Origin of the sequence: Mesorhizobium sp. M8A.F.Ca.ET.161.01.1.1 (assembly GCF_004792105.1) — a bacterium.
Lineage (GTDB): Bacteria > Pseudomonadota > Alphaproteobacteria > Rhizobiales > Rhizobiaceae > Mesorhizobium.
On sequence record NZ_SRTD01000016.1, the window covers coordinates 73,668 to 98,802 of the forward strand.

Consider the following 25,135-nt stretch of genomic DNA (forward strand, 5'->3'; position numbering starts at 1 on the left):
CACTTCGTATCGCGGCGTTGGCGGTTTAATCGGGCCTAGTTCATTACACACTTCAGAGTGCCTCCCAGACATTGAGACTGATTCAAGATGGAGTGGCCAATTTCGACGGGTCTCAGCATTCTATCTGCATGGTGGTGTTCCAGCCCACCTGCCTGTGCAATACCAGATGGAATACGCTCATTGGGGTGGCGCTGATTGCATGCCTTTCACTTAGCGAGCCAGCAGGCTGACAGGTGCTGTGGTCCAACTTCGATCGCCGGCGGCTCCTCAGCTTTGCAACGGTCGAAGGCAAGCGGGCAACGAGGATGGAAACGGCAGCCCTTCGGCACGCGCGCGGCACTTGGAACCTCGCCCTGCAGGGCCGGCAACTCGGCGCGACCTGCGTTGCCGCCAATCTGCGGTGTGGCGTTGCGCAAGGCGACGGTATACGGATGGCGAGGGTTGAATGTGATCTCGTCGGCGCTACCAATCTCGACCAATTTTCCAAGATACAAGACCGCAATCCGGTCGGCGATCAGCCAGGCAAGGGGCAAATCGTGGGTGATGAACAGCAGCGCCATGTTGTGCCTGTCGCGCAAGTCAACCAGGACCTGAAGAATCTGAGCGCGTATCGAGACATCGAGCATCGATACAGGTTCATCAGCAACGATGAGTTCCGGCCGGACGGCAAGCGCTCCTGCAATCACGACGCGCTGGCGCTGCCCGCCGGATAGCTCGTGCGGGAAGCGGGCGAAGAAATCGCCGGGAGGATTGAGCCCAGCGGCCGCAAGCGCTTCACTCACCCGGTCGGCGAGTTGAGTGGCGTTACCGACCAGCCGCAGGGACTGCAACGGCTCCGCCACGATGTCGAACACGGTGTGTCGCGGATTGAGGGCCTGATAAGCGTCCTGGAAGATCATTTGCACGCGACGCCGGTACGGACGTAGAGCCGAGAAGCCCTCTACCGACCTCATGTCGCGGCCTTCGAACAGCATTCTGCCGCCAGTCGGCTTGGCAAGCTTGGTGATGACGCGGCCCACAGTGGTCTTGCCGCTTCCCGATTCGCCGACCAGGGCGACGATCTCGCCCCGCCCGACGTTGAGGTCGATCCCGTCTACCGCGCGCATGGCGCCGACAGATCGGCCCAGGACACGGTCGAACAGACCGCCCTGGATAGGAAAATGAACTTGCAGGCTCTCGAGACGCAGGATGCCGGCAGTGTCAGGCATGAACAGCGACCTTGTCTTCTTGCGTCAAGGACCGGTGAAGGTGACAGGCGACACGTCCCCGCCCGAACTTATTGAGGCTGGGGACTTCGGTCGCGCACCCCCCCATGACCGACGGGCAACGCGGATGGAAAGCGCAGCCCGAGGGTCGATTCACCAAGTTGGGAGGATCACCCGGTATTGGCCGGATCATCTTTTTGCCGCTCGCTGGGTTCGGGATCGATTCGATCAGCAGTCGGGTGTAGGGATGTTTGGGCTGGGCGAAAATCTCGGCGACAGTGCCATCCTCGACGATGCGGCCCGCGTACATGATCATTACGCGATCACAACACTTAGCCACCACAGAAAGGTCGTGGGTGATCAAAATCAGGGCGAGGCTCAACTGCGATCGCAAGTCGCCTAGCAGGTTAAGGATCTGAGCCTGAGTGATGACGTCGAGCGCTGTGGTGGGCTCGTCACCAATGATAATCGAAGGTCGACACGCGAGCGCCATGGCAATCATCACCCTTTGTCGCATTCCGCCCGACAACTCGTGAGGGTAGGCGGAACCACGATCCGCCGGGATGCCGACCAGTTGAAGCAACTCACTTCCCCGCTTGGTCGCCTCGCCCCGCGACATGCCGAGCTTCAGCATGCATGGCTCGGCGATCTGCTTGATAATGCGGTGAACAGGATTAAGTGCGTTCATCGCGCCCTGGAAGACAACGGACGTTTCGCTCCAGCGATGTGGCCGCATCGCCGCATCATCGTCGATCGGCAGTCGGTTGCCACGATAGCGCACTTGGCCGCCGCTGACCCGCGCGTTGGGTGATAGTAGACCAGCGATCGCCATCGCGGTCGTGGTCTTGCCACTGCCCGATTCTCCGACGAGGCCCACGGCCTCTCCGGCTCGGAGCGCGAAGCTTACGCCGTCGATTGCTCGCAATGAAACGCCCTTGAGCCCATAATCGACAGAGAGCCGGTCTATTTCCAGAAGCGGTGTTTTGTCCTGGGAGGAGCTGGTCATGGGATCACCCTCCGCCGTGGATTGAACGTGTCGTCAAGGGCACTGCCAATCAGGACGAAGCTAAGCGAAACCGTGAGTACGCACAGTCCTGGGGCGCCGAGGTACCACCAGGCTCCAGCACTGGCCGCGCCGGCGCGCTGAGCGAGCGAAAGCAAAGTGCCCCATGAAGGCTGCAACGGGTCCCCGAGTCCAAGGAATGAGAGCGATGTCTCGACATAGATTGCGCTGGCGACCACCAGCGCACCATTGGCTGCGATTTGCGGCACGAGATTGGGGAGGATGTGCCGCACCATGATGCCGAAATTACTGCTACCCGCAACGCGCGCACGATCAATGAATGGTCGCTCCTTAAGCGACAGTGTCTGACTCCGGACGATACGTGCAACAAAGGACCAGCTTGTCATGCCTATAACGACAATGATCACGAAAAGAGAAGGACGGAAGCCCAGGATTTCTCCACCGCGCCCCATCACCTCGAGAACCACGGGTGTAATGACCAGCGCCAGCACGAAGGACGGCATGACAAAAAAGAAGTCTGTCAAGCGCATCAGCCAGACGTCGACCCTGCCACCATAGTAGCCAGCGGTCGTACCGATTGTAGTCCCAACGACGAGGCTGATCACAGTCGCGAGTAGCGCAATCGTAAGCGAGATCCGGGCACCATGGAGGACCAGATTGAGCACGTCCCGCCCGATTTCGTCCGTGCCGAGCAGATGCTCGCCTGATGGGGGTGCGAGGAAATCGCCAGTTGCATTGATCGCAGTCTGGAGCGGTCCCGCCAGAATATTGGGGACCGCTCCCACAACAAGAAAGAATACCAGACATACGAGGCCCACCTGAGCACCGCCATAGCTGAGAAATTGACGCAGAAAGCCTTTTATTGCGCGCGCCCGGCCTCGCGGGCAATATCGAACAATATTGTCGCTCATTGTCGGACCCTCGGATCTAGAAGGCTGTAGGCAAGATCGGCTACGAGGTTTGCGAGAACAATTGAAACGCCAAGCAACAGGAATATGCCTTGAAGGACTGGGTAGTCCCGTGCGTTGAGTGCTTCCACCGTCAGCCCGCCGATACCCGGCCAGGCGAAAACGGCTTCGACAGTGATGGCCCCGGCGACCACATAGCCAATATTGAGGGTGATCAAGGTCACGACCGGTAGCATTGCATTGCGAAATGCATGACGCATCAGCATTTGACCGTTGGTCAGCCCTTTCGCCCGTGCGGTTACCATGTAATCCTCGGTGAGTACGTCACTCATTGCGGCACGAGCGACGACGACGTACTGGCCGATTAGCCCAAGCGCCACCGCAGTGGCGGGAAGCGTGAGATGTCGCAGGTAGTCGAGGAACGAACCAAGAGAGCCCGTGATCAGGCCGGGCGAGTATGCACCATAGCCCGGGAGCCAACCCAATGCCGTGCTGAAGATTACCACCAGGATCATGCCGAGCCAGAAAGCCGGCGTAGAATAGAGCGCCAGAGAGGCTCCGGTTGCGATACGGTCGCCGGCTCCTCCCCGGCGCCAGCCTGCGTAGATCCCAAGCATCACCCCAATAACGATTGCCATTATCTGAGCAACCCCGACTAGGACTATGGTGTCCGGCAGGCGTTCCGCTATCAGGTCTGCGACATGCCTGCCCCTGAACTTGAAGCTGTAGCCGAAATCGCCGCGGAGTGTTGCCGACAGGTAGTCGACCGCCTGGTCCGGGAACAGCGGCCGGTCAAGGCCCCAACGTTGGTTCTGCGCCTCAATCTGCTCGGCGGTGACGCTGACGCGCGCCCCGCCAAGCAAAAGAGATGCAGGGTCACCTGGAATAACTCGGAATAGGATGAAGTTCAGGACTGCCACCATCAGGAGGGTTATAGAGGCCCTGACGATGATGCGCAGGATGTGACGGCTCCCTCCCCCTCCGTTCACGGCGCGGGCACCGGCTTCAAGCGATCGAATGGGAAGTAGCTGTCCATCGACATGATGCCTTGCTTTCCCCAACCCTCGAAGCAATCCCTCCGGTGGGCTTCGAGCAGGGTGGGGTAACATAGTACGATGTAAGGCGCTTCAGTATAAATTAGTCGCGCTGCCTGGTCGACCAGCTTTTGGTTTTTCTTGAGGTCAACGGTGACCTGCACCTCCGCGAACAGTTTGTCGAACTCCGCATTCGTCCAGTACGCCTTGTTCTTGATGCCGATGGAATTGCTGCTGCCGAAGATGAGCAGGTCTTTAGGTGTTGGGCCTTGCCAGGTATCGGAAATGAGCAGATCCCACCCTCCGCCGCCTTTCGCCGGAGCTGCGGCGCGGGCGCTCAGCGCACCGGAGTCGAGCCGAGTCACCGATACAGGGATACCGATTTGCTCCAACCAGCCAGCGATAAACTGCACTGCCGCGACCGGCATCTCTATATTTGCTGAAGGTCCAGACACCAGCTCTAGCTGGAAACTCTTCCCGTCCTTGTCCTCCCGAATGCCATCGCCGTTCGTGTCCCGGTACCCTGCGGCGTCAAGCCGGCGGTTGGCTTCGGCGAGATCGAAGTGGCGCCTGATGTCGTTCAGATCTGAATAGTAATCGGCCGCCACCGGCATTGCGAGTCCGACACCAGGGTCGGCGTGTCCGCGCATGGCTCGATCGACGATGGCCTTCTGATCGATCGCGTAGCCGAGCGCATCGCGAAACGCCGGATCCTGCAGAGCCTTGGTGCTACCTGCGCCATCTCCCGAAGCGGTGTTGAAGGCGAGATAGGTTTTCTGAGCTATGCGGGATTCACCGACTACAATGTCGGGATCCTTCGAGAGATCAGCCCACTGGGCGGACGTCAGGTAGTTGCCATAATCGAGTTCCCCGCTCTTAAGACCTTGCGCAATCGGATCGGCGGCATCGAAGGACCGCAGGATCACCCCCGCGATTTGGGGCTTCCCCGTACGGAAATAGGGGTTCGGCGTCAGGCGTGTAAACTGGCCCTGGTGAAACTCCGAAACGATCATAGGTCCCGTACCCACCAAAGGCGGATCGTTGCGGAAGGTTACGCGTGCGTCAGCATAGCTGATGTCCTTCCAAATGTGCTCGGGAACGATCATTATGATATTGTCTATTGGCCAGGTCGCGGGGAACTTGGTCACGATCTGCAAAGTCTCGTCGTCGAACGCTTTGATGGACTCGACGTTCTCAAGACCGCTGGTGCTGTTCCACCCGACGTTTAGCTCGTCGGGCTTGCCTATGGAATCGTGCAAATAACTATAAGTGAACGCCGCGTCCCTAGCGGTAGCAGGCTGGCCGTCCGACCACTTCATGCCGGGCCAGATCTTGAAGGTCCAAGTGAGGTTGTCGTCGGCGACGGACCAAGATTGGGCAAAGCCCTTTCGATCGTCGTATCGCTGGGCGTCTATGCAGACCAAGAAATCATAGCAAATAGCCAAGGGCCAAAAGGAGCCCCAAGTGGCGAAGGGGTTCATCGAATCAGGGCCTCCACCCAGTCCGCCGATTCGCAGGATGCGATCGTCGCACGACGAGGCGAACGCCCTCGAGTTAATCCCCCAAGGGGTCGCCGAAATCGCCAGCATTGCCTTCATAAGCGCACGACGATTATATGAGTATTGGCTCATTTTATCCTCCCTGTTTGCCGGCTTTATCATCACTTCATGTTCACACGACCACGATGATCTACGGCCTCAACCCGGAACATCTGGCTTCCTTTTGACGGAAGCTCCACAGTCCCCTCATTCCAGATAAGTAGCAGTGCCCAGGGGGGTGGTTCCTGCAAATTGGCCGCTGTGCCTGCATGAATCCGGCGTTTTTCTCGATTCTGGGCACAGCTAGCCAGAATTAAAGTCGATTGGCCGGTTCCAGCTCCTGGCGGCGCCCACGGACAATTCGCATATAGCAAACGAGGCAGTCATTCAGGTTCTGTTCGCGACCTCGGGTTGGAGGGTCCCGTCGAGCCGCAAACGCCTTTATCACGGATGTGTGATGTCGGAATGTCGATGCCGAAATTCCAGAGGATATCCTCTTCCGGCACACGACGGTCTAAGAGGCGTTCGACAAGCTGCGCGCCGCGCAACAACACGGAGCTTGAGCCGCCCGTTGAAAAACGATGTAAACGCTGATGGATCTCCAGCCTGATGCGTGGCCGCCAGCTCGTCGACCGTGAACTATCCGCAAGCCATTGATCTGGCCTTTTGATTGAGGCGGATAGCGTCTTTTGAATTGCAGGATTAGCGGTATTTGGACGCTGTTTTCCTGCAATTCGGTTTTGCGATTCCCTTGTGCTGCGGAGCGTGATTCACTCGGTTCGGCGGCGGCGAATCGAGGGGACGGCGAATGTCCAAGCCACGCGAGACGGGAGAGCAGGACCTGTTCCGCTCCAGGCTCGATCAGATCATCAACATGAAGCAGGCGATCGACCGGCCGGTGCTGGAGGAGCGTTTCGGCGCCGTCTATTCGGACGGCCCCGGCATGCCGCCGCTGCCGACCCGGCTGATGGCGGGGCTGGCGATCCTCAAGCACACCTTCAACCTGTCGGATGAGGTGCTGTGCGAGCGCTGGGTGGAGAACCCTTACTTCCAGTATCTCACCGGCGAGACGTTCTTTTGCCATACGCTGCCGTTCGACCTCTCGTCGATGACGCGCTGGCGCAGCCGCATGGGCGAGGAGCGGATCGTGGCGCTGTTGCAGGAGAGCCTCAGCCTTGCGGTCAAGACCGGGGCGATGAAGCCGGCCGACACGCGCCAGGTGATCGTCGACACAACCGTGCAGCCGAAGAACGTCATGTTCCCGACCGACGCCAAGCTCATCAACCGGGCGCGCGAACGGCTGGTGCGGCTGGCCAAGAGGGAAGGAGCTCCATTTGCGCCAGAGCTATCAGCTGGCGCTGATCAGCCACCAGCGCTATGCCCACGCCAAGCAGTTCAAGCGGGCCAACAAGGCGCTGCGCAGGCTCAAGACCTATCTCGGCCGGACCATTCGCGACATTTCTCGCCAGATCGCCGGCGATGCGGGGCTGGACGCGCTCTTCAAATGGCCGTTCTACCAGGCCGCCACCGTTCTCTAGCAACGCCAGCGCCAGCGCGGCCGCAAGATCTACAGCCTGCACGCGCACGAGGTGGAATGCATTGGCAAGGGCAAGGCGCATATGCCCTACGAGTTCGGTGTGAAGGTGTCGGTGGCCACCACGCTGAAGCGCTCCAAGGGCGGCCAGTTCGCCCTGCATGCAAAAGCGCTGCCCGGCAATCCCTATGACGGCCACACGCTGGCAAGCGTCATATCGGCCACATCAAGAACGAACACCGCATGGGCCGCAACTACCTCGCCGGCCAGCAGGGCGACGCCCTCAACGCCGTCCTGGCCGCCGCCGGATACAACTTCTCCCTCCTGCTCAGGTGGCTGAAGTGATTTTTGTGGCCCTTGATCGCCCTGCTTCAACTCCGGCCGAAGTCGGTCGCCGCTTAGCGTCTGGATCACGGTCGACCAGCACGAGTTCCAAAAATCCAACCTGCATCTCAGGCACCGCGTCCTGACCTCGGAAATCGAGGATCCAGTCTCGACAGAGTATTCGACAAGATGCGGACGTGTGTTACAATAACGAGCCGCAACTCATACCAGACATGAGCTCATATTTTGGGATAGTGGCCTCCAAGCGGTCAAGCCACGGACGCGAATGTCATCCGATAAAGGGTCGCGGCGTCATAGATGGGCAGTCCTGTCCTACGACGGATTGCTGACGTCACCATCGGGAACAATGTACATTCAAATAGGAGGGCGGCAATCCCCGGATGTGCGGCGCCAAGTCGCGCGACACAGGCTGCAACCTCCGACTCCATTTCAACAACACCAGCCGGCCACGCGTCACCTTCAATGCCGCCGATGACTACTCTTGCCTCTGCGGATGAATCTATGCCCAGCAGCTCTTTGCCGCAGTGTCTTGAGTCTGCGGCCACAACGGCGAGCTTTGCGTCAGCTGGAAGCTGCCGGAGTAGCGTGGGCGCCAGTAGCAGGCTCGACATGGCCACCGGGACTTCGACAGACGCGGCCACTGCAGCCTGGTACCGGATACTGAACCCGCAGTCCCCGGTTATCGCGACTGCTCCGCGCTCGACCAACCGCCTGGCAGCTGCAATGTAGGCCGGCTCGAGAGAAGCATCACCGGGAATGACCCTCTCCTCCAAAGCCCCGGCCGCGGTCTCTATTATAATTGGGAAGTCGAAAGTTGCCGGGTTGAAGACCGACTCCGGTTGCGGTGGCGGAAATTCACGAGGCGGAAGTCCGATCTCCAGCCCAATAATTCCGAGGGCCCTTTGTTGAGTTGTCACGGAAGCATCCTTCTTCTGGAAGCAGCTAAGATGGTGATTTCGGCAGCAAATGCCCATCACCTGCGCGATACAGGTTCTCTCTGAATGCACGAATTTAACAGCGTCGAAACGGCTGTTTCAGAGAAACATGCCTTTCCAGGCGCAGTAAGTCGGCATTGTTTTGGTGCATTCGCATGAAAGCCGTAAAAACTGGGAAACCGCAGAACGCTTGTGCGACCCTCCCCGGGCCTGTAGGATACCGGGTTTGCGTCCGCCGTCAGACAATCGTGTTAGGGCACTTTCCAGAGCCCAGATGCCCTGAATGGCAGATTGAACGCACATCAGATCTTCAAGCTCGCAACTGCCGAACGGGCAGCGCTATTTACCTAACTCGACCAATCTGGGGCTTGGACCGGACGATCCTAGTTATGCAGTCCTGAATGAACTGGGGCAGTAACCTCGACATCAACCCGGCCCTGAAAAACCGCGCGTAGGTTCGTCGCAGGGCAGCCTGCTCCGAACGGACCAGTTCCTGCCCGGAAGCCACCCACGGGATAACTCAACTAGCGGCACAACCCGCAACTCACCTCGTCTCCAGCACCGCATTGAGAAACTGCTGCGTTCGCTCGTTTTGCGGATTGCCTAAAAGCTGGCTGGGCGGGCCTTGCTCGACAATCTTACCGCCAGAAAAGAAGCACACGCGATCGGAGAACTCCTTGGCAAAGCCCATCTGGTGCGTGACCATCAGCATTGTGAGGTCATGTTCGGCGCTGAGCTTGCGGATGACGTTGAGCACCTCTCCAACCAGTTCCGGGTCAAGCGCTGATGTCACCTCGTCAAACAGCATCACCTTGGGCCGCATGGCCAACGCCCGAGCGATCGCCACGCGTTGCTTCTGGCCCCCGGAAAGCTGGATCGGGAAATGGTTCTTCTTGTCGCCGAGGCCCACCAAGTCGAGCAGCTCTGCCGCTCGGGCCTCCGCCTCCTTCTTCGAGAGCCCAAGGACGGAGATCGGCGCCTCCATGCAGTTCTGCAGAGCAGTCATATGCGGGAACAGGTTAAAGTGCTGGAACACCATACCGATCTTGGCACGCACGCGACGGAGATGACGCTCGCTCGCCGGCACTATTTGGCCGTTCTTCTGCGTATGCGTCAACGGTTCACCGTCGACCCATATCACCCCCCCGTTGATGTGCTCAAGCGTCATCAGCATGCGCAGAACGGTGGTCTTGCCCGAGCCGGACGGACCAATGATGGACACCTTCTCGTTGCGTGCGATCTCGAGATTGAGTTCGTCCAGCACCGTCAACGCGCCGTAGCGCTTTGTGACGTTCTCGAAGCGAACTATGGGTTCGTTCATGACTTTTTCGCTGCGCCTGATATCGAGGTCAAGCTCGTCCCGCCTGGCTGATGCCCTAGGGCGCTTCGTGAGATCGTCCTCGAAGCGAAGCACAAATTCGCTCATAGTATAAGGCCTCCCTATTGCAGATGGTAGCGGCGGTTGAGCCAGACGCGGACCGACTGCACGATAGCGGAAGCAACCAAGCTGAACACGTAGTAGAAGAAGCCGCACATAGTGATCGCTTCTATGTATCGATAGTTATTGCCCCCGAAATTTTTCGCCTGCTGCAGCATCTCGAAGATCGAGATTGCCGCCAGGACCGGCGTGTCCTTGAACATGCCGATGAAGTAATTGCCCAGAGCTGGCACCATGGGCGGGATCGCCTGCGGCAGAATGATTGTTCGCCAGGTCCGCGTTCGCGAAAGGTTTAGTGCCGTACAGGCCTCCCACTGGCCGCCATCCACATTCTCGATGCCGCCGCGGAAGACTTCGGAACAATAGGCTGCATAGTGGATCCCCAGCACGCCAACTCCCGCCGTCCAGGCAGGAATGAAGATTCCGATCTGCGGACCAACGAAATAGACAAAGAACAACTGCAGCAGCAAGGGCGTTGAACGGATAAACTCCACGATCTCCGCCATGGTGGTCGAGACGTAGCGGTTTGGCGACTGGCGAATCATCGCGAAGACAAGACCCAATATCAGCGCGATCGCAAACCCGAGCAGCGTAGCCTCAATGGTGACGATCGCTCCCTGATAGAGATATGGGAAAGCCTCCCATACGTAAGACCAATCCCAGATCTTCAAGCCACCTGCTCCCGAACGAAACCGCGCGAGACGCGGCGTTCGAGCCAGCGCACGAAAGGAGTGATGAGGGCGCGCGCGATGATGTAATAACCGAATAGTGCAACCGCAAAGAACAGCATATAATCGCCAGTTGCGTCGGCCGCCTGCTTGGCGGCGCTAGTAAATTCGGGAATGGTGATGAAGAAGACGAGCGAGCTACCCTTAAGCACATCGATGAGCATGTTACCCCAGGTCGGCAGCATGGCGCGCATTGCCTGTGGGAGGATAATACGCCGCATCATGGTGAGCCGCGAAAAATTGAGCGCTGTAGATGCCTCATACTGGCCCCTATCAACGGCCTGAATGGCGGCGCGGACATACTCGGCTGCGTAGCCAGAGGCATTCATTCCGATCCCCAAAATTCCGACAGTCCACGGCGACAGGAAAATACCGAAAATCGGCAATACAAAGAACCACCAGTAGAGCTGAACCAGCATGGACGTCCCGCGGAAGAATTCGATGTAGGCGATACTGAACCAGCGCAACTGCCGACGGGGAGAGACTCGGGTCAGGCCCACGAAAAGCCCAAGGACGATCGCTACGACGCAGGCGCCAAGAGTGACGATGACCGTAGTCATGACGCCCTTGGTGAGCACGGCAAAGATAAAGCTGAGATCGACCTTACTCATATGCCCTCCCCACTGACCGCCTACCGGCCAAGGGCCGGGGAGCGGTCAGACGCATAGCTTCAGCCCTTGCAAAGATCAGCGGTCTTGCTGCCATCCGGGAGATCGCGTTTGGTGTAACCATATTTGCCGACCGCGGCCATCATTTCGTCAGAGCCAATATAGTCTTTCAACACAGCATTGAACGCGTCTACCGCAGCCTGTTCGCTGAGCGGGAAGGCTATGGCGGGATGTTCATTCGGTCCCGGCGGGGTATACGGGTCAGCCACCTCAATGCTGGGATCCTGCTCGGCAAGAGTCGTCGCGTTCAGACTATAGAGCGAGCCGGCAGCGGCGCGGCCGGCCTTTACAGCCTGTACGACCTCGGGCGGTCCGGCGACCTGCATAACCTTGTCGTCAGGGAAACCTAATTTCTTCGCCTGCTCGACTGCGGTGGTACCCGTCATGATGGCCAGGGTAAGCCCCTTCTTCTGAGCGTCATGGAGGGAATGCAGCGCTTCCGGATTGCCCTTCGGCACGATCATCGAATCATTGCTCGATGCGATCGGTTCGCTGAACAGGACGTTGCGGCACCGCTCCGGCTTAATCCACATGCCGCCCGTGATGATGTCAAAGCGACCAGCCTGGAGGCCCGGGACAAGGGAACCCCAATCGGTTACGACCGGCTCGATTTTGGTCGTTCCCATCTTTCTCAGAACGTCCAGTGTCATCACATTGACCAGGCCAAGCGGCTCGTTGTTCGCACCAGGATAGGCACTGGGAGGCTCATTGGTGAAGCCAAGACGGATCGTTTCTCCGTTCTTAATCTTATCGAGCAGCGACTCCGCCGAGGCCGAACCGGCAAAGGACGAGATTGTCATCGCCGCCAGGCCGAGCGCGGCAATCCTCTTCAAGATTGCAGCCTTAAAGCATTCGTCGAGTTTCCACTTGACCACTGGTTAGTCCTCCGTTTTCGCATCGCCGATGGTCTCCCGATATGCCTCGGGAAAAGACCATTGCATCATTTGTTGAGCTTGTAGTCCGGCGGTTCCCATCATCGTGTGAGCTGCAGGGTCCCCACTTAGGTATAGATTCCTCCAGTCGATCCTTTGCTACGCCACTTGTGCATGCTTCGTGAGCGTAGCAGCGCAGCTGTGGTGCTTTGTGCGAGAAATGCAAGTTATTCGCAGAAATTCGGTGATTTTTGGGTGCATACGCACATTTCCGTCATCCCCGTGGTTCGTTGGAAGTGAACAATCGCGAGCTGTGGTATGGCCAACTGAGGCACACCACGTCTTGCATGACTCCTGCCCTGCCCGGTTGGATGGGCGCCACCGCCTGGGCTATGCCCTTGTTGCCATGGCAGGGCACAAGTTCGTCGTATGCGACACGCCGCTGAGAGATTCGCCTCGGAGACGCTGGCCCGAGCATTGTTCCCGTCACAGTTGATCATTCGTGCCATTGACGGATGAGTCTGTTCACGGCTTCGCTCCGGATCAACCTGGACGGAATCGCCGGCATTATTGAGCAGATGGAAATCTGAATTCCTGATCAGCTTCGCCAGGTTGATCCCTTGCTCCGGCGTCGCGGTAGGGTCGTTCTTGGACCAGATGATCAACGTCTGGGCCTGAAGCTGATCAAGGTAGGGGAAGATATACTTCTGCTGCAGCAGTGGATAACGATGCAGGTTTGTCTCGTCTTCCGGCAATCTCTGCCAGATCTCCCATTGTCCCCGAGCCGCGGCCCGCCGATAGGCTTCTCGCTCGGCGCATTCCACATCCTGCCCGTGGGCGCGGCAGCTTTTCCGCCGTGCGGTGATGTATTCCTCTTCGCTCGGCATCGGGCCGGAACAGCCGTAAGCCTGCCGGCAGGCCTCCAGCCAAGCTTCGTCACGGTCATCTCCGAACGCCGGCGACACGGAGTTAGCGGTCAGCAGGACAAGCTTAGAAACAAGATCGGGACGCACGATCGCGACCCGCGCGTCGACGAATGATCCTTCTGAATGGCCGACTAGCGTGATCTGCTTCAAACCCAGTTGTTGGAGGAAGCTAATTACATGATTCACACGACCGAGCCGGTTAATGTATTTGCAGTCAGCAGGATAATCCGTTCCCCCAAAATGGAGTTGATCAATCGCTACTACCGTAAATTGATCGGATAGCCCGTTCAGCTGCCGAACAAAGGAACTCTTAGCCTCTGCACGGAAGCCCGCCCCGTGCAGGAAAACAATCGGCCTACCAGCTCCGTTCTCGCAGTACGATGTCTCGACACCATCAACCGATACGCGATGCTTGGTGATCATCGGTTCCTCGGCAAAAGGAGGGGCATCAGGTCGGCATTGCGACATGCGAGATGGACTGCCATTGCTCACTCCTGAGCGTAGCAGCCTCACATGCCACGTTGCCGAACTATCTCGTCTGAATACCGGAAATCGGCACCCCGGAGCCTCGCGTCTTGTCACTTTGCTCTGTCGTCGCCCAGCCACTGCGGCCGGGAGCCTTTTAGGTGCATGGGTGGCATTCCCCGCAAGATTTCAACCCTTGCACAGGTCGCCGGTCTTGGTGCCGTCCGGCAGATTGATTTTGGTGTAGCCGTATTTTGACCGACTGCATCATTTGGTCGGAGCCGATATAAGTATTCAATACCTCGTTGAAGGCATCGACCGCCTGCTGATTGGGCAGGAAGGCGAGACTTGGGTAGCCGGCCTTCCCAGCCGGCGGGGTGAACGGATCTGCCATTTCAACGCTGTCGTCCTTGTCAGCGAGCTCCTTACCGTGAAGTAGTTTAGCGACCCCGCCGCCGCGCGGCCGACCTTCACTGCCTGCAAGAATTCGGCCTGGCCGGCGACCTGCATGACACGATCCTCCGGAATGCCCGCGTCTTTGGCGGTCGTGACCGTGTCGGAACCGGCGGTGGTGACCAGCGTTAGGCCCTTATCACGAATATCGTCAAAGGAGTGCAGGTCTTTTGGGATTGCCATTCGGCATGAGCAGGGCTTCGGTGAACTTAGCAAGCGGCTCGGTGAACACCACATTGCGGCAGCGCTCCGGCAGAATGTACATGCCGCCTGGCCTAGCTCCGTCTGCCGTCTCTCAAGGTTGTGTCGGCCAATTTCTCAGCCACCATAATCGTCGGAATGTTTGTGTTCGCCCGAGGGCAAAATGGCATGACGGAAGCGTCGGCGATCCTCAAACCCAAAATACCATGAACGCGTCCCGACGGATCGGTCACAGCGCCAGGATCCGCGGCTGCCCCCATCCTGCAGGTCGACGTCGGATGCCAACTTGGGATGACGTTCTGGCGAATATACCGATCCAGATGTTTCTCGTCGTTGACGAGATCGGAAATGCTATCCCCATCCGTTATGACGCGCCTAATCAGCCCACGGCGCAGCCGCGGCGACGCGTCCATGAGCAGCGCCAGAAATGACGTGAGTGCATAGTTTGTGCTTGTGACCTTGCTCACCAGCTTCGCTCGCGCATTCAACGCTGACGGAAACGGGTCCAGCGCCACAGAGGACAGCGAATCTTGCTGCAGCAGGCGGACTATGAAGCGAAAGCCCTGCTTGAGGCGCTCGGCGTCCCGCTTGTCGCTCAACCAGTTGAAATCGACCTCCGGCTCTATTTTATGCGAACTACCCTTGAGCGCCACAGTTCCCGTCGAGTAGCTGCGATTGACCCACACGGCGAGAGTGCCGAGGCGCCTCCCCAGCGGGTGCCAGGATGATTTGGCAACAGTCGATATTGCCATATCGGTCGACGGGCAGCCTTCGTAACCCGACGAGTAGCGGGCGTGCATCTGAATATATTCGCTCACGCCGGGTGACAAGCGATCGGCCGGCTTCAAATAGGCCGAAACGCAAATCGTGGGGTGTTCCTGAAGATTCTGGCCCACACCTTTCAAATCTGCAACGATAGGGATTCCGAATTGTACTAATTCCTTCGCGGGGCCGATCCCGGAGCGCATCAATATGGCGGGTGAATGGAGTGCTCCTGCGCACAGGATAACGCAAGAAGCGCTATACGATTGCACGCCCGATTTGTTCTCCGTCTCGACCCCCGTTACCGTTGTTCCCAAAAAGGTCAGCCGCGCAACTGTCGTTTCGGATAAAATCGTTAGATTGCGGCGAGAGCGGACGGTTTCGGGTAAGTACGCCATCGCGGAGGAGACCCGATGACCATTGCGGTTGGTCAATGGGACAACTGAATAGCCATCACCGAATGCACCATTGAAGTCTGGCCTGAAATGAAGCCCCAAAGCATCGTAAGCATCGGAGATTGCCCGGATGAAGCCCGACCAGTCTGATTGGCGCACACGTTTGATTGGCAAGGGGCCGTTCGTGCCATGAAATTCCCCGCCGAAATCCAAATCGCATTCTAGACGACGGAAGTAGGGCAGCACGTCTTCCCAACCCCAGCCCGTTGCACCGCTTGAGGCCCACTCATCGTAATCTCCGGGCCCGCCGCGGTTGGCGACTTGGGCATTGATGCTGGAGCCGCCACCCATGACGCGCGCCTGTTCGTAATGGACAGGCTTGCGGCCACCTCGCACCGTTGTCGCGTGGAGTGACTGCCATCGATAACCGGGATTAAGGTAAGCACGCGTTGGGTCGCCATCCTGGATGTCGTCAGGAATGGCATTCGGCGGCGTATCAGGGCCAGCTTCAATGAGCAGCACGCGAGCGCCATAGGCGGAGAGCCTGCTCGCCATCACGCATCCAGAGGAGCCACCACCCACGACGATATAATCGAAAACCACGCAAACTCGCAAATGTCTGAGTCGGGCAAAAATCTAGCAGACGGCGAGCAAGCAAAAACGCGCAATTATCTTGCAGGACGCAGGAAATCAGCGCATTCTTAAGAGATTCGCATTATGGCGGCCTCCCAACGGGGCGGAACGTTTAAACATGACCTTGCCAGCAGTCCATCAGGGCTGAAGGCGATGCCGGAGCGTCGTGACTTAAGTGGACAAAGCGCATCGCGACTGAAGGGGACAAACCTATCGCGAGATACATCAGAATGCAGCCCGGTAGGTCCAGAAGTGCTTTTGCAGCATCGCGCTGACGAGGCCGTTGTAAGGAGCAGAATGATGCTTCGCCTTGCGCTCCATCGCCGCTTTAGCGGTACGAAAACTCCCGTCCCAATCATGGCCGGCGGGCAAGGCGGCTGACCCTTGCGCCAGTCATCGGTGAATCGGATCAACCAGTTGTTGAATGCGCGTAAGATTGCGCGTTCTATACATCGATTGGCACCGCCAAGGTTACCTTCGTGCGATCCATCACAATCATCGTGCTGTAATTTCTAACAGCCGGGCTATCAAAGAAGAAACGCCTCGAGAATGCGTCGTACTCTGCCAAGTCACGCACGGAGAGAAGGAGAACGAAATCGGCGTTACCGGTGACCGCATACGCGCTCATTACTTCAGGCGCCTTCTGTAGAGACTGCTTGAAGCGATCGATGACGTCGGAACGATAGCGCTCAATGTCGACCAAGACCAGCATCATCAGGGACCTGCCCACCGCCTCAGGCGACACGATTGCAACATCAGCCTCAATTACGCCAATTTGTCGCAACTGCTTCAATCGCCGCTGACAGGCCGTGGGCGATATACCGGCCAGTTGGCCCAATTCTTCCGTTGTTTGGCGATTGTTGCGCTGAACAGCGCTTAAGATTTTCAGATCTATCCGATCCAATTCCATGGTCATTCTCCGGAATAGCTGCAATTTGCGCAGAAAAACTGCGATATGCACTCGACTGTAGCCTCAACCCCGCGCAGACGGAAGCCCAAACGATCAGGCCAGGCATGGGACCAAAGTCGGCTATCGTCCTCGACGTCAGTTATAGCCATTGGCCGAAGAGTGCTGTCCACCATCGCCCAACTGACAATGGCAGCCGACGGTCAAAAGCCGAGGCCTTGCGCCCAGTTCGGCCGAGGAAACGTCTCGGAACTTAAACGCTAAGCCGACTGGACGATGATGATAGGGGGGACCTCTATTTCCGCGCTTCGGCTTCCATTCGTTGGCTCACGCTGCCAAGAGTCTCATCTGTGTATAGGGAATCGAGCGCTAGGTTCGCCTGCCCCGGTTGCTGCATCAAATGCAGCCGTCTTGAGGTGGTTGGGAAAAATCGTCACCGCAGCCACACAAACCGCCGGCCTTATGCAACCTGCCGGCAATTTCGCATAATTACTGCATCCCGCCGCTCAGAATTTGCGCAAGGCGCCCAATGTAGCGCGCTATTGTCTCACAACGGCACCTACACGCCACTTCATAAAGCAGAAGAGGCCTGGCTTTGCAGGCTTCAGATTGAGGAGTTCGCCTATGAGCAAGCAATTCGCACCTGAAATGGATGCAGGTCTCGCGGTTTTCAATCGCCTGGAGTCTGAGGTGCGCAGCTACGTCCGCGCCTTCCCCGCCCTATTCGATCGCGGAGTCGGGACCACTCTCATCGCTGCAGACGGTCGGGAATATCTCGACTTTTTCGCCGGTGCAGGCGTTTTGAATTATGGGCACAACAACCCCGTCATCAAGAAGGCGCTGCTGGATTATATCGAGCGCGACGGAATTGTGCATGGGCTGGACCTTGCCACGACGGCCAAGAAAGCCTTCATCGAAGCTTTCGAGCGATACATTCTCAAGCCTCGTGGTCTGACATACAAATTACAGTTTCCCGGCCCCACAGGTACGAACGCGGTCGAAGCGAGTCTAAAACTGGCTCGCCAGGTGACCGGGAGATCGAACATCGTCTCGTTTACCAACTCGTTCCATGGGGAAAGCGCTGGAGCATTGGCAGCGATGGGAAACAAGGAGCACCGGGCCGCTGCCGGGTTTCCCCTCGCCCATGTGACATCGTTGCCATACGAAGGCTACCTGGGGGCGTCAGTTGACACAATCGATTACTTCGAAAAGCTTCTCAATGACCCCAACAGTGGCCTCGACAAACCTGCCGCGGTGATCCTGGAAGGGATCCAAGGTGAAGGCGGCATCAATGCTGCGAGCGTTACTTGGCTGCAACGGCTGCGCGAGCTAACGTCGCGGCACGGAATCTTGATGATCCTCGATGACATCCAGGCCGGGGTCGGTCGCGCGGGCAGTTTCTTCAGTTTCGAAGCGGCTGCAATTGTGCCGGACATCGTTACCCTGTCCAAATCTTTGTCGGCGATCGGAACCCCAATGGCCCTTATTCTCATCAAGCCTGAACTTGATGTCTGGGCCCCGGGCGCACACACCGGGACCTTCAGAGGCAACAACTATGCTTTCGTCACTGCTCGTGCGGCCCTCGAAGCTTACTGGTCCGACTCCAAGTTCGAGGATGAGATCGCTCGCAAGTCTGCGATCTTGGTCCAAGAACTCAACGCGATTACCGAGGAATTCCCCACCCTCGGCCTGAGCGTGCGAGGCCGCGGTCTGATGTACGGACTCGTTTCACCGAAGCACCACTCCTTGCCAGGTCTGGTCTCCCAGGAGGCTTTTCGTCGGGGCTTGGTGATCGAGATCGCCGGCTCATACGGTGAGGTGCTTAAGTTCATGACTGCCCTCACCATCGCCGAGGCTGACCTTCGGCGTGGTCTGTCCATCATTCGCGACAGCATTGGCGCAGTAGCGACTACCCTCGACGGTGGAGGCGCGGCTCGCTAGCCGACAAAGCACCGGGCCACTAGCAGGTCCAAAATCGGGCCGCTCGCAGTCACGGAACGGGAAGGCCGTTCCGTGGCATGTGGCAGTGGGCGAACTCGGAGCGGCTGAACGGCAGACTAGGGCTTTCACTGCCGGACCGATACCACGGTTGCCGTTCTTCCTGCGGCGCCGACCACTGTCGCTGCGCCAATTCGAAGAAAATCGAGCGATAAGAAAGAGGACTGGATGGCCAGCAACGACGTAGTCAAAAATTATATCGATGGCGAGTGGCGGGATTCTGTGTCCGGCACACGCATCGAGGTCGATGACCCGGCGAGCGCCGAAACGATTGCTGTCGTAGCTGAAGCAGGACCCCAAGACATCGAGCTTGCCGTTACTGCTGCTCACCGCGTTTTTCGCGACCGCGTGCTGATAGACATGCATCCGTATGATCGCGGTCGCATGTTGTTTCGCGTTGCCGACGCCCTTGAAGCGCGTTTCGACGAGATCGCAGCCATTAACTGCGCGGAGACGGGGAAGGCATTGGAACTTGCCGATGGCGAGGTTCAGACCGCCATCAGATACCTGCGATACTATGGTGGCTTGGCCGACAAACTTGAAGGGCGCTCGATCCCGCGCGGGGCCAACCTGGTCAACTACACAGTCAGAAGTCCCTTCGGCGTGTCCGCCCAGATCGTTCCGTGGAATGGTCCACTTGAACTGACGGCCCGCTCGCTGGCCTGCGCCATCGCAACCGGCAACTCAGTCGTGGTGAAGTCGCCGGAACTAGCTCCCCTTTCCGGAGTTGAACTTGCGCGTGCCTGTGAGACAGCGGGGCTGCCTGCCGGAGCGGTCAACGTGCTCACTGGATACGGCCAAACGGCAGGCCAGGCGCTGATCGAACATCCCGACGTTCGCCACATCGTCTTCACGGGCTCGATTACTACTGGGCGGACGGTGCTCAAGACGGCAGCGGATCGGATCGTGCCCTGCATAATGGAACTGGGCGGAAAGTCGGCTGCAGTTGTGTATTCCGATGCCGACCTCGACTGCGTTGTGGAAGCGGTACGCGTCGGGACCTTTCTGAATGCAGGCCAGAATTGCAACAACCTTACACGTCTTATTGTGGAACGTTCTATTGCAGACAAACTGGTGGAAAGAGTGAGGGTCTGCGTCGAAGGACTGTCGGTCGGTCCAGGACGCGAAAACTGCGACATCACCCCGTTGATCTCCCGAAACCAACGACAAGGAGTTGAGCGGGCCTGCCAGACGGCCCTCTCGCAGGGCGCGCGACTCGTAACCGGCGGGACTGCGCTTTCGGAGCGGAGCGGTTACTTTATGGCGGCCACGGTGTTTGCCGATGTCGCGCGAGACAGCAATCTCTTCCAGCAAGAAGTATTCGGTCCTGTTCTTGCCGTTACCACGTTCGATAATCCGGGAATGGCCGTCAATCTCGCGAACGACACCGTTCACGGTCTGGCAGCGGGCGTGTTCACGCGGGATATTGACCGGGCCCTCTGGACCGCCGACCGCCTTTGGGCCGGTCAAGTGTACGTGAATGGGTGGTATGTGGGCGGGGTGGAAACACCGTTCGGTGGGATAAACCAGTCCGGCTACGGCAGGGAGAAGGGTCAGGAAGCGCTGGACGGCTACGTTCAGACGAGAAACGTTGGTATCCGCCTCTCGCAGCCACCATCTGGAAATTGAACGCTTGCTGATCCCTACCGACGGCGCGGCTGTCGGGCGATGCAGGATTCAATGACCTCGACCAAATCGAAATAAGCCCGGCGAGAGAATCCGTATCGGAGGTCATCGAGAACAACTCTAATCATAGGATTTTTGGCTGCGGACGGGCTTTACCCACCACGGACATGTAGGAGCGCATTGCCTAGCCCGCTGCGTGGGTCGCATGGGTCAGGAGAGGATCACAGTGCTTCAGAGACAATTGAGATTCGCAGAGCTGCCGCCGAAGATTTCGACAAGTTGGCAATGTTGAACCGCGAGTTGATCGAGGCCGAGAAGCATCGAAACCCCGATGACGGTTTCAGAACTCAAGGAGCGGTTTATTCAGTTGGTGAATCGCGAAATTTGGATGGTCGACCTCTTCAGCCAGAACGGCGAGATTGTGGGCCTCGCCACTCATCGTTTGGAGCCAGACAATGCGGAGCCGAGTGGGCAACGCGTCTTTTTGAGGCAATTCTACGTCAGCTGCCAACACCGACGTTCGGAGATTGGCTGCAGGACCCTTGAGCTGCTTATTCGGTCTCGTTTCCACAACAAATCAAGGATTTTCCTCGACGTGCTGGAGACCAATCCTGGCCGCAAGACCTTCTGGTCTCACACCGGTTTTGTCGCCTACAGCACGCTCATGGAGCGTCTCGTTGAAAAAGCGGACACCAAATAACCTGCGGTGCTGGGAATTAATTTGGGGATCGGATTGTCTGGCATTTGCGTGCGTCGCGCAAAAACACGAGAATAGAATCGAGCCGGTCGTAACCGAATGGGGCTCACTTGTCCCCGGCCTGCAGGCTAGCCGCTTCGACTTCATCACGGCCGGCATGTGGATCAAGCCGGAGCGCTGCCGCAACGTGCTGTTCAGCGAACCGATCGCTACGGAGAGAGGCGCACTGCTGGTGCCTAAGGGCAACCCGGAAGGGCTGCATTCTTATGAGGATGTGCGTGACAAGGGACTCACCTTCGTCAGTGATACAGGCTACACCGCGGTCCAGGACGCGAAAAAGTCAGGCATCGCCGACGACAAAATCATGCAGGTCGCCGGACCGCCGGCGGACAGGCTGTCGCGCCGCCGCCGGTGCCCTCGACTACTTTACAGCGACTGGACTTGTTAAGAAGGACCACAGCCTTGAGCTGGCCGATTCGTTCATCGCGCCAGCCAACTATCCTGCTATCGCCTTCGAGCTCAACGAGCAGGCTGCGGTCGACGCGTTCAATGCCGTATGCAGGACTATGTTGGCTCTGGCGAAATGATGGCAGTATTCGGCAAATACGGCTACGGCAAAGACAACCTGCGGACGGCAGCAAGACCGCTGACCTCTGCAGAGGCTGAAGGCAATGTGCCTTAACACGTCCCCGGTCATGGCGGGGACGTGTTCAGTGGGCAAGCGTCTGTGAGGCGATTTCAGGTCCACCGTGGCGGTGCTCACAAGACGCGCCTCATTGCCTGAAACAAACACATCTACACTTCATCGGGTGCGCACATGTGAGCGTCGCGGCCCACAATACGACGGCCAATATGCGGGCTGGCTCACCTGCCACATCAGGCAACTGCGCAAGCAAATCCCCTGACGTGTGCCGGAACGAGAAGCAGGAGAATACTGTGGAAATCAGAGTTGTACGCCCGGGCGACCTTTCTCAATTGCGCAAGATTTGTGACGAACACATCGACTTGGAAGGGGTGACAATAGCGGACCAGGACCTGAGTCCTTATTGGAACTCGGCGTTTTTTGGAACACCTGCCCAGTTGTTCGGTTGGGTTTGTGATGAAGGAGGGTGTGTGCTGACAGTTCTGCAAATTCGCTGAGAGAGGGCGGTCATGGCAGGCTGGTGATTGTTCACGTCACCGATTCCCGCGAAGGAACGCCACCATGACCAAGATTGAAAGTAAGACCGGCAGCGCTGCCATCAAAGACATTCTGCTTTCGGACCCGGACGGACTTCACGAAGTGATCCGTGCGGTGATGCAGGAGGTACTCGAGGCCGAGATGGACGAGGCGCTGGGGGCTTCGAAGAGCGAGCGCACACCTGAGCGGCTCGGCTACCGCTCGGGTTATTACGGCCGCACCCTTGTCACGCGGGTCGGCAAGCTTGAGCTGCGGGTTCCGCAGGACCGGGCCGGCCGCTTCTCGACCGAGCTTCTCGAGCGTTACCAGCGTTCGGAGCGGGCCTTGGTGGCGACGCTTGCGGAGATGTATGTGCAGGGCGTGTCGACCCGCAAGGTCAAGGCGATCACGGAAGAGCTGTGCGGCCATGCGTTCTCGGCCTCGTCGATCTCGGCCATCAACAAGCGGCTGGACGAGAGCCTCGCTGCCTTTGCCAGGCGCCCCCTTCAAGAGCCGTTTCCTTACCTCATCCTCGATGCGCGCTAAGAGAAGGTGCGTGAGGCCGGCGTCGTCATGAGCCAGGCGGTGCTGATCGCTGTCGGCATCGACTGGGACGGCCGGCGCCAGATCCTGGCCGTCGAGATGGCCAATCGCGAAAGCCGCTCGGCCTGGAGGGATTTCCTCGTCGCGCTGAAGGCGCGCAGCCCCAAGGGCGTCGAGCTGGTTGTCTCCGCCAATCATGCCGGCCTGGTCGCGGCGATCGGCGAGGTGATCCCCGAAGCCGCCTGGCAGCGCTGCTACGTCCACTTCCTCAGGAACGCGCTCGATCACCTGCCGAGAAAGCACGGCGCCGACTGCCTGCAGGACTTGCGCTGGCTCTAATGACCGGCGCGATCTCGCCGAGGCCAAGGCCGATCTCGCCGCATGGCTGTCCAAATGGTCGGGCCGCTATCCGCGACTGACGAGTTGGGTGGAGGAGACCATCGAGCGCACGCTGACCTTCTTTTGCCTGCCGCGCCAGCATCACAAGCATCTCAAGAGCACCAACATGCTTGAACGGCACAATGAGGAAATCCGCCGGCGCACCAATGTCATGCGCATCTTCCCCAATGAAAGCTGCCTGCGCCTCGTCAGGGCGCTGGCTGCGAGACCAACGAGAACTGGATGGAGGCCAACCGCTACATCAACATGGACGATCTGCGCGAGCACAAGAAGCTCGCTCTACGCCAAGCCGCATGACCAGCATCGTGGCCGCCCCATTTTGCAGAACTTGACGCACACAACCTGAAGGAGGTAAGCGTCATGACAACTCTTAGAGGATACATGACCGCGTCGATCCGGCTTTTCCTTGTTGGTCAGGGGCGATCCTCGGGTACGCCTCCGGCGAGGGCCGCCTTGCGCGATCATGGCACGGTAGCGAGGCTGGGCTCTTAAGGTCGTCCTTAGGAGCGTAAGCCCCGCGACCATCCCATCGCTGAAAACAAACCCTTGATCAGCGGGCGCCCGACGGACCGCCTCTGTCGTCGTGGCGCTCCCATGAAGAACCTGGCCCATAGTGCATCCTTTGATTCGGAAGATAAGGATGCCCCATCAAAACCTGAGATCAAACATTTAGGCAGGCCTCGACTGGGACAAGTAAAACGGCCGCATTCGAGGCATGAGGCTGCACGCGTCTAAGATCCGAACAGCCAATACCCGAGCGTCCTCGACATCCCCGCCGCCAGAAGTCAACGATGCCCAGATCGGCCGCACGACCACCAGCAGAAGGGCGCCACCTCAACCCGTCCTACACTCAACATTTTGTCGCGTCCGCGACGTGCCTTCTTGATCCGATCCGTGGTCTGCTCACCTAAATAGCTGAAAGAGATCACGCATTTCTGTTTCCGGCCTGATTAGCCAGTTTGGCACGAGGTTTGCAACTTTGTGTGCGATCCAGTTGAACGGGCCGATTGGCACAGTCACCTGAAATCACAACTAATTAAAGGAACGGAACATGTCGGAACTGTATCGGATGGCATTACCAATGGGGGACAGCCGGCCGGCAATGCCTCCGCCCACCACAACCAGCCTTCGCCTGACTGTCTCGTGCTGGCCACGCCAGAGTAATCAATTTTGTCCTAAGAACCACAATACGACAAATCGCAGAACGTCCATCCATCCATCCTGAAACCAAGACACAGCAATCGCTTGTCGACGCAGTGTCCCACCGCCGAGAGGAAATGTAGATGAGAAAATTTGTTGCCGCCAAGCTTCATGGAATAACTGTGACCGACGCGAATTTGAACTACCGGGGCTCAATAACTTTGGATCCAGATCACTGCGACGAAGCCGGCATCCTTCCAATGGAATTCGTTGAAATCTGGAATAAATCATCGGGCGCTCGAATCAGCACTTACGTGATTTATGGAGAGCGGGGTTCTCGTTGCTGCGTGCTGAACGGAGCCGCTGCTCGCACCTGTCAGGTCGGGGACGAAATAATCGTTTGCTCCTCCGCATACATCGAGGAGCATCAGATGGTGGAGATCAAGCCGCGAGTGCTGACTTTCCACCGGGATAATTCTATCTGCGACCACATGTTCTACGAGGGTGCAATAGACGACGATGGAAGGATAACGTTCTCGATTCGCGAGGGCTCTCCCGGCGATAACGCGCTAAAACTCACTCCCTAGTAGGGCCTTTCGGTG

Annotated in this window: 18 protein-coding genes and 2 pseudogenes; 7 read left to right on the plus strand and 13 right to left on the minus strand. The window is 58.2% G+C overall.

Annotation, left to right across the window (positions count from 1 at the left end):
- Positions 1 to 206 precede the first annotated feature (206 nt).
- From EN804_RS28185 to EN804_RS28205, 5 genes are read right to left on the minus strand one after another with little or no spacing between them, the layout of a single operon-like run.
- On the minus strand, positions 207 to 1,208 hold the full coding sequence (locus EN804_RS28185) for an ABC transporter ATP-binding protein (protein WP_063169341.1): 1,002 nt from the start codon (positions 1,206 to 1,208) through the stop codon (positions 207 to 209).
- Positions 1,201 to 2,211, minus strand: coding sequence for an ABC transporter ATP-binding protein (locus tag EN804_RS28190; protein ID WP_135921817.1), 1,011 nt, complete (start codon positions 2,209 to 2,211; stop codon positions 1,201 to 1,203). Before EN804_RS28190 ends, EN804_RS28185 begins: the two co-directional genes overlap by 8 nt.
- Entirely contained in the window at positions 2,208 to 3,140 is a 933-nt protein-coding gene (locus tag EN804_RS28195; protein ID WP_063169343.1) for an ABC transporter permease, read from the minus strand. Before EN804_RS28195 ends, EN804_RS28190 begins: the two co-directional genes overlap by 4 nt.
- Positions 3,137 to 4,126 carry an ABC transporter permease gene (locus tag EN804_RS28200; RefSeq protein WP_135921818.1) on the minus strand — a complete coding sequence of 330 codons (990 nt, stop codon included), beginning with the start codon at positions 4,124 to 4,126 and terminating at the stop codon, positions 3,137 to 3,139. The genes EN804_RS28195 and EN804_RS28200 overlap by 4 nt, the downstream gene beginning before the upstream one ends.
- The gene (locus tag EN804_RS28205) at positions 4,123 to 5,802 is read right to left on the minus strand and encodes an ABC transporter substrate-binding protein (RefSeq protein ID WP_063170379.1); all 1,680 of its coding nucleotides are present in this window, start codon (positions 5,800 to 5,802) and stop codon (positions 4,123 to 4,125) included. Before EN804_RS28205 ends, EN804_RS28200 begins: the two co-directional genes overlap by 4 nt.
- Positions 5,803 to 6,517: 715 nt before the next feature.
- Here EN804_RS28205 and EN804_RS28210 point away from each other — a divergent pair.
- Positions 6,518 to 7,588, plus strand: a pseudogene (locus EN804_RS28210) (IS5 family transposase).
- 248 nt (positions 7,589 to 7,836) lie between these two features.
- Here the strand turns inward: EN804_RS28210 and EN804_RS37395 are convergent.
- From EN804_RS37395 to EN804_RS28255, 8 genes are all read right to left on the minus strand, one after another.
- Positions 7,837 to 8,505 (minus strand): hypothetical protein, encoded by a 669-nt coding sequence (locus EN804_RS37395; protein ID WP_176477193.1) that lies wholly within the window; start codon positions 8,503 to 8,505, stop codon positions 7,837 to 7,839.
- Positions 8,506 to 9,067: 562 nt separating this feature from the next.
- A complete protein-coding gene (gene ehuA, locus EN804_RS28220) occupies positions 9,068 to 9,844 on the minus strand; it encodes an ectoine/hydroxyectoine ABC transporter ATP-binding protein EhuA (RefSeq protein WP_063170381.1) in 777 nt (258 codons plus the stop codon).
- A gap of 119 nt (positions 9,845 to 9,963) precedes the next feature.
- On the minus strand, positions 9,964 to 10,632 hold the full coding sequence (gene ehuD / locus EN804_RS28225; RefSeq protein WP_063169345.1) for an ectoine/hydroxyectoine ABC transporter permease subunit EhuD: 669 nt from the start codon (positions 10,630 to 10,632) through the stop codon (positions 9,964 to 9,966).
- Positions 10,629 to 11,300 carry an ectoine/hydroxyectoine ABC transporter permease subunit EhuC gene (gene ehuC, locus EN804_RS28230; RefSeq protein ID WP_063169346.1) on the minus strand — a complete coding sequence of 224 codons (672 nt, stop codon included), beginning with the start codon at positions 11,298 to 11,300 and terminating at the stop codon, positions 10,629 to 10,631. Before ehuC ends, ehuD begins: the two co-directional genes overlap by 4 nt.
- 59 nt (positions 11,301 to 11,359) lie before the next feature.
- Positions 11,360 to 12,232: an ectoine/hydroxyectoine ABC transporter substrate-binding protein EhuB gene (ehuB, locus tag EN804_RS28235; protein ID WP_082826582.1), complete on the minus strand. Its 873-nt coding sequence runs from the start codon at positions 12,230 to 12,232 to the stop codon at positions 11,360 to 11,362.
- 224 nt (positions 12,233 to 12,456) lie between these two features.
- Positions 12,457 to 13,578 carry an alpha/beta hydrolase gene (locus EN804_RS28240; protein WP_246693494.1) on the minus strand — a complete coding sequence of 374 codons (1,122 nt, stop codon included), beginning with the start codon at positions 13,576 to 13,578 and terminating at the stop codon, positions 12,457 to 12,459.
- A 770-nt stretch (positions 13,579 to 14,348) separates the two neighbouring features.
- Entirely contained in the window at positions 14,349 to 16,034 is a 1,686-nt protein-coding gene (locus tag EN804_RS28250; protein ID WP_063169348.1) for a GMC family oxidoreductase N-terminal domain-containing protein, read from the minus strand.
- A 475-nt stretch (positions 16,035 to 16,509) separates the two neighbouring features.
- Positions 16,510 to 16,974 carry an Lrp/AsnC family transcriptional regulator gene (locus EN804_RS28255; protein WP_063169349.1) on the minus strand — a complete coding sequence of 155 codons (465 nt, stop codon included), beginning with the start codon at positions 16,972 to 16,974 and terminating at the stop codon, positions 16,510 to 16,512.
- A gap of 621 nt (positions 16,975 to 17,595) precedes the next feature.
- On the opposite strand from EN804_RS28255, the gene ectB reads away from it, so the two are divergent.
- From ectB to panD, 6 genes and pseudogenes are all read left to right on the plus strand, one after another.
- The gene (ectB, locus tag EN804_RS28260; protein ID WP_063169350.1) at positions 17,596 to 18,912 is read left to right on the plus strand and encodes a diaminobutyrate--2-oxoglutarate transaminase; all 1,317 of its coding nucleotides are present in this window, start codon (positions 17,596 to 17,598) and stop codon (positions 18,910 to 18,912) included.
- Positions 18,913 to 19,137: 225 nt separating this feature from the next.
- Positions 19,138 to 20,598, plus strand: a complete 1,461-nt coding sequence (locus tag EN804_RS28265) for an aldehyde dehydrogenase family protein (RefSeq protein ID WP_063169351.1) — start codon at positions 19,138 to 19,140, stop codon at positions 20,596 to 20,598.
- Between the two features lie 328 nt (positions 20,599 to 20,926).
- The gene (locus EN804_RS28270) at positions 20,927 to 21,295 is read left to right on the plus strand and encodes a GNAT family N-acetyltransferase (RefSeq protein ID WP_063169352.1); all 369 of its coding nucleotides are present in this window, start codon (positions 20,927 to 20,929) and stop codon (positions 21,293 to 21,295) included.
- Positions 21,273 to 21,740: a transporter substrate-binding domain-containing protein gene (locus EN804_RS38195; protein ID WP_224571101.1), complete on the plus strand. Its 468-nt coding sequence runs from the start codon at positions 21,273 to 21,275 to the stop codon at positions 21,738 to 21,740. Before EN804_RS28270 ends, EN804_RS38195 begins: the two co-directional genes overlap by 23 nt.
- Positions 21,741 to 22,496: 756 nt before the next feature.
- Positions 22,497 to 23,690, plus strand: a pseudogene (locus EN804_RS28280) (IS256 family transposase).
- A 986-nt stretch (positions 23,691 to 24,676) separates the two neighbouring features.
- Positions 24,677 to 25,120, plus strand: a complete 444-nt coding sequence (gene panD / locus EN804_RS28285; RefSeq protein WP_063169354.1) for an aspartate 1-decarboxylase — start codon at positions 24,677 to 24,679, stop codon at positions 25,118 to 25,120.
- Positions 25,121 to 25,135 lie beyond the last annotated feature (15 nt).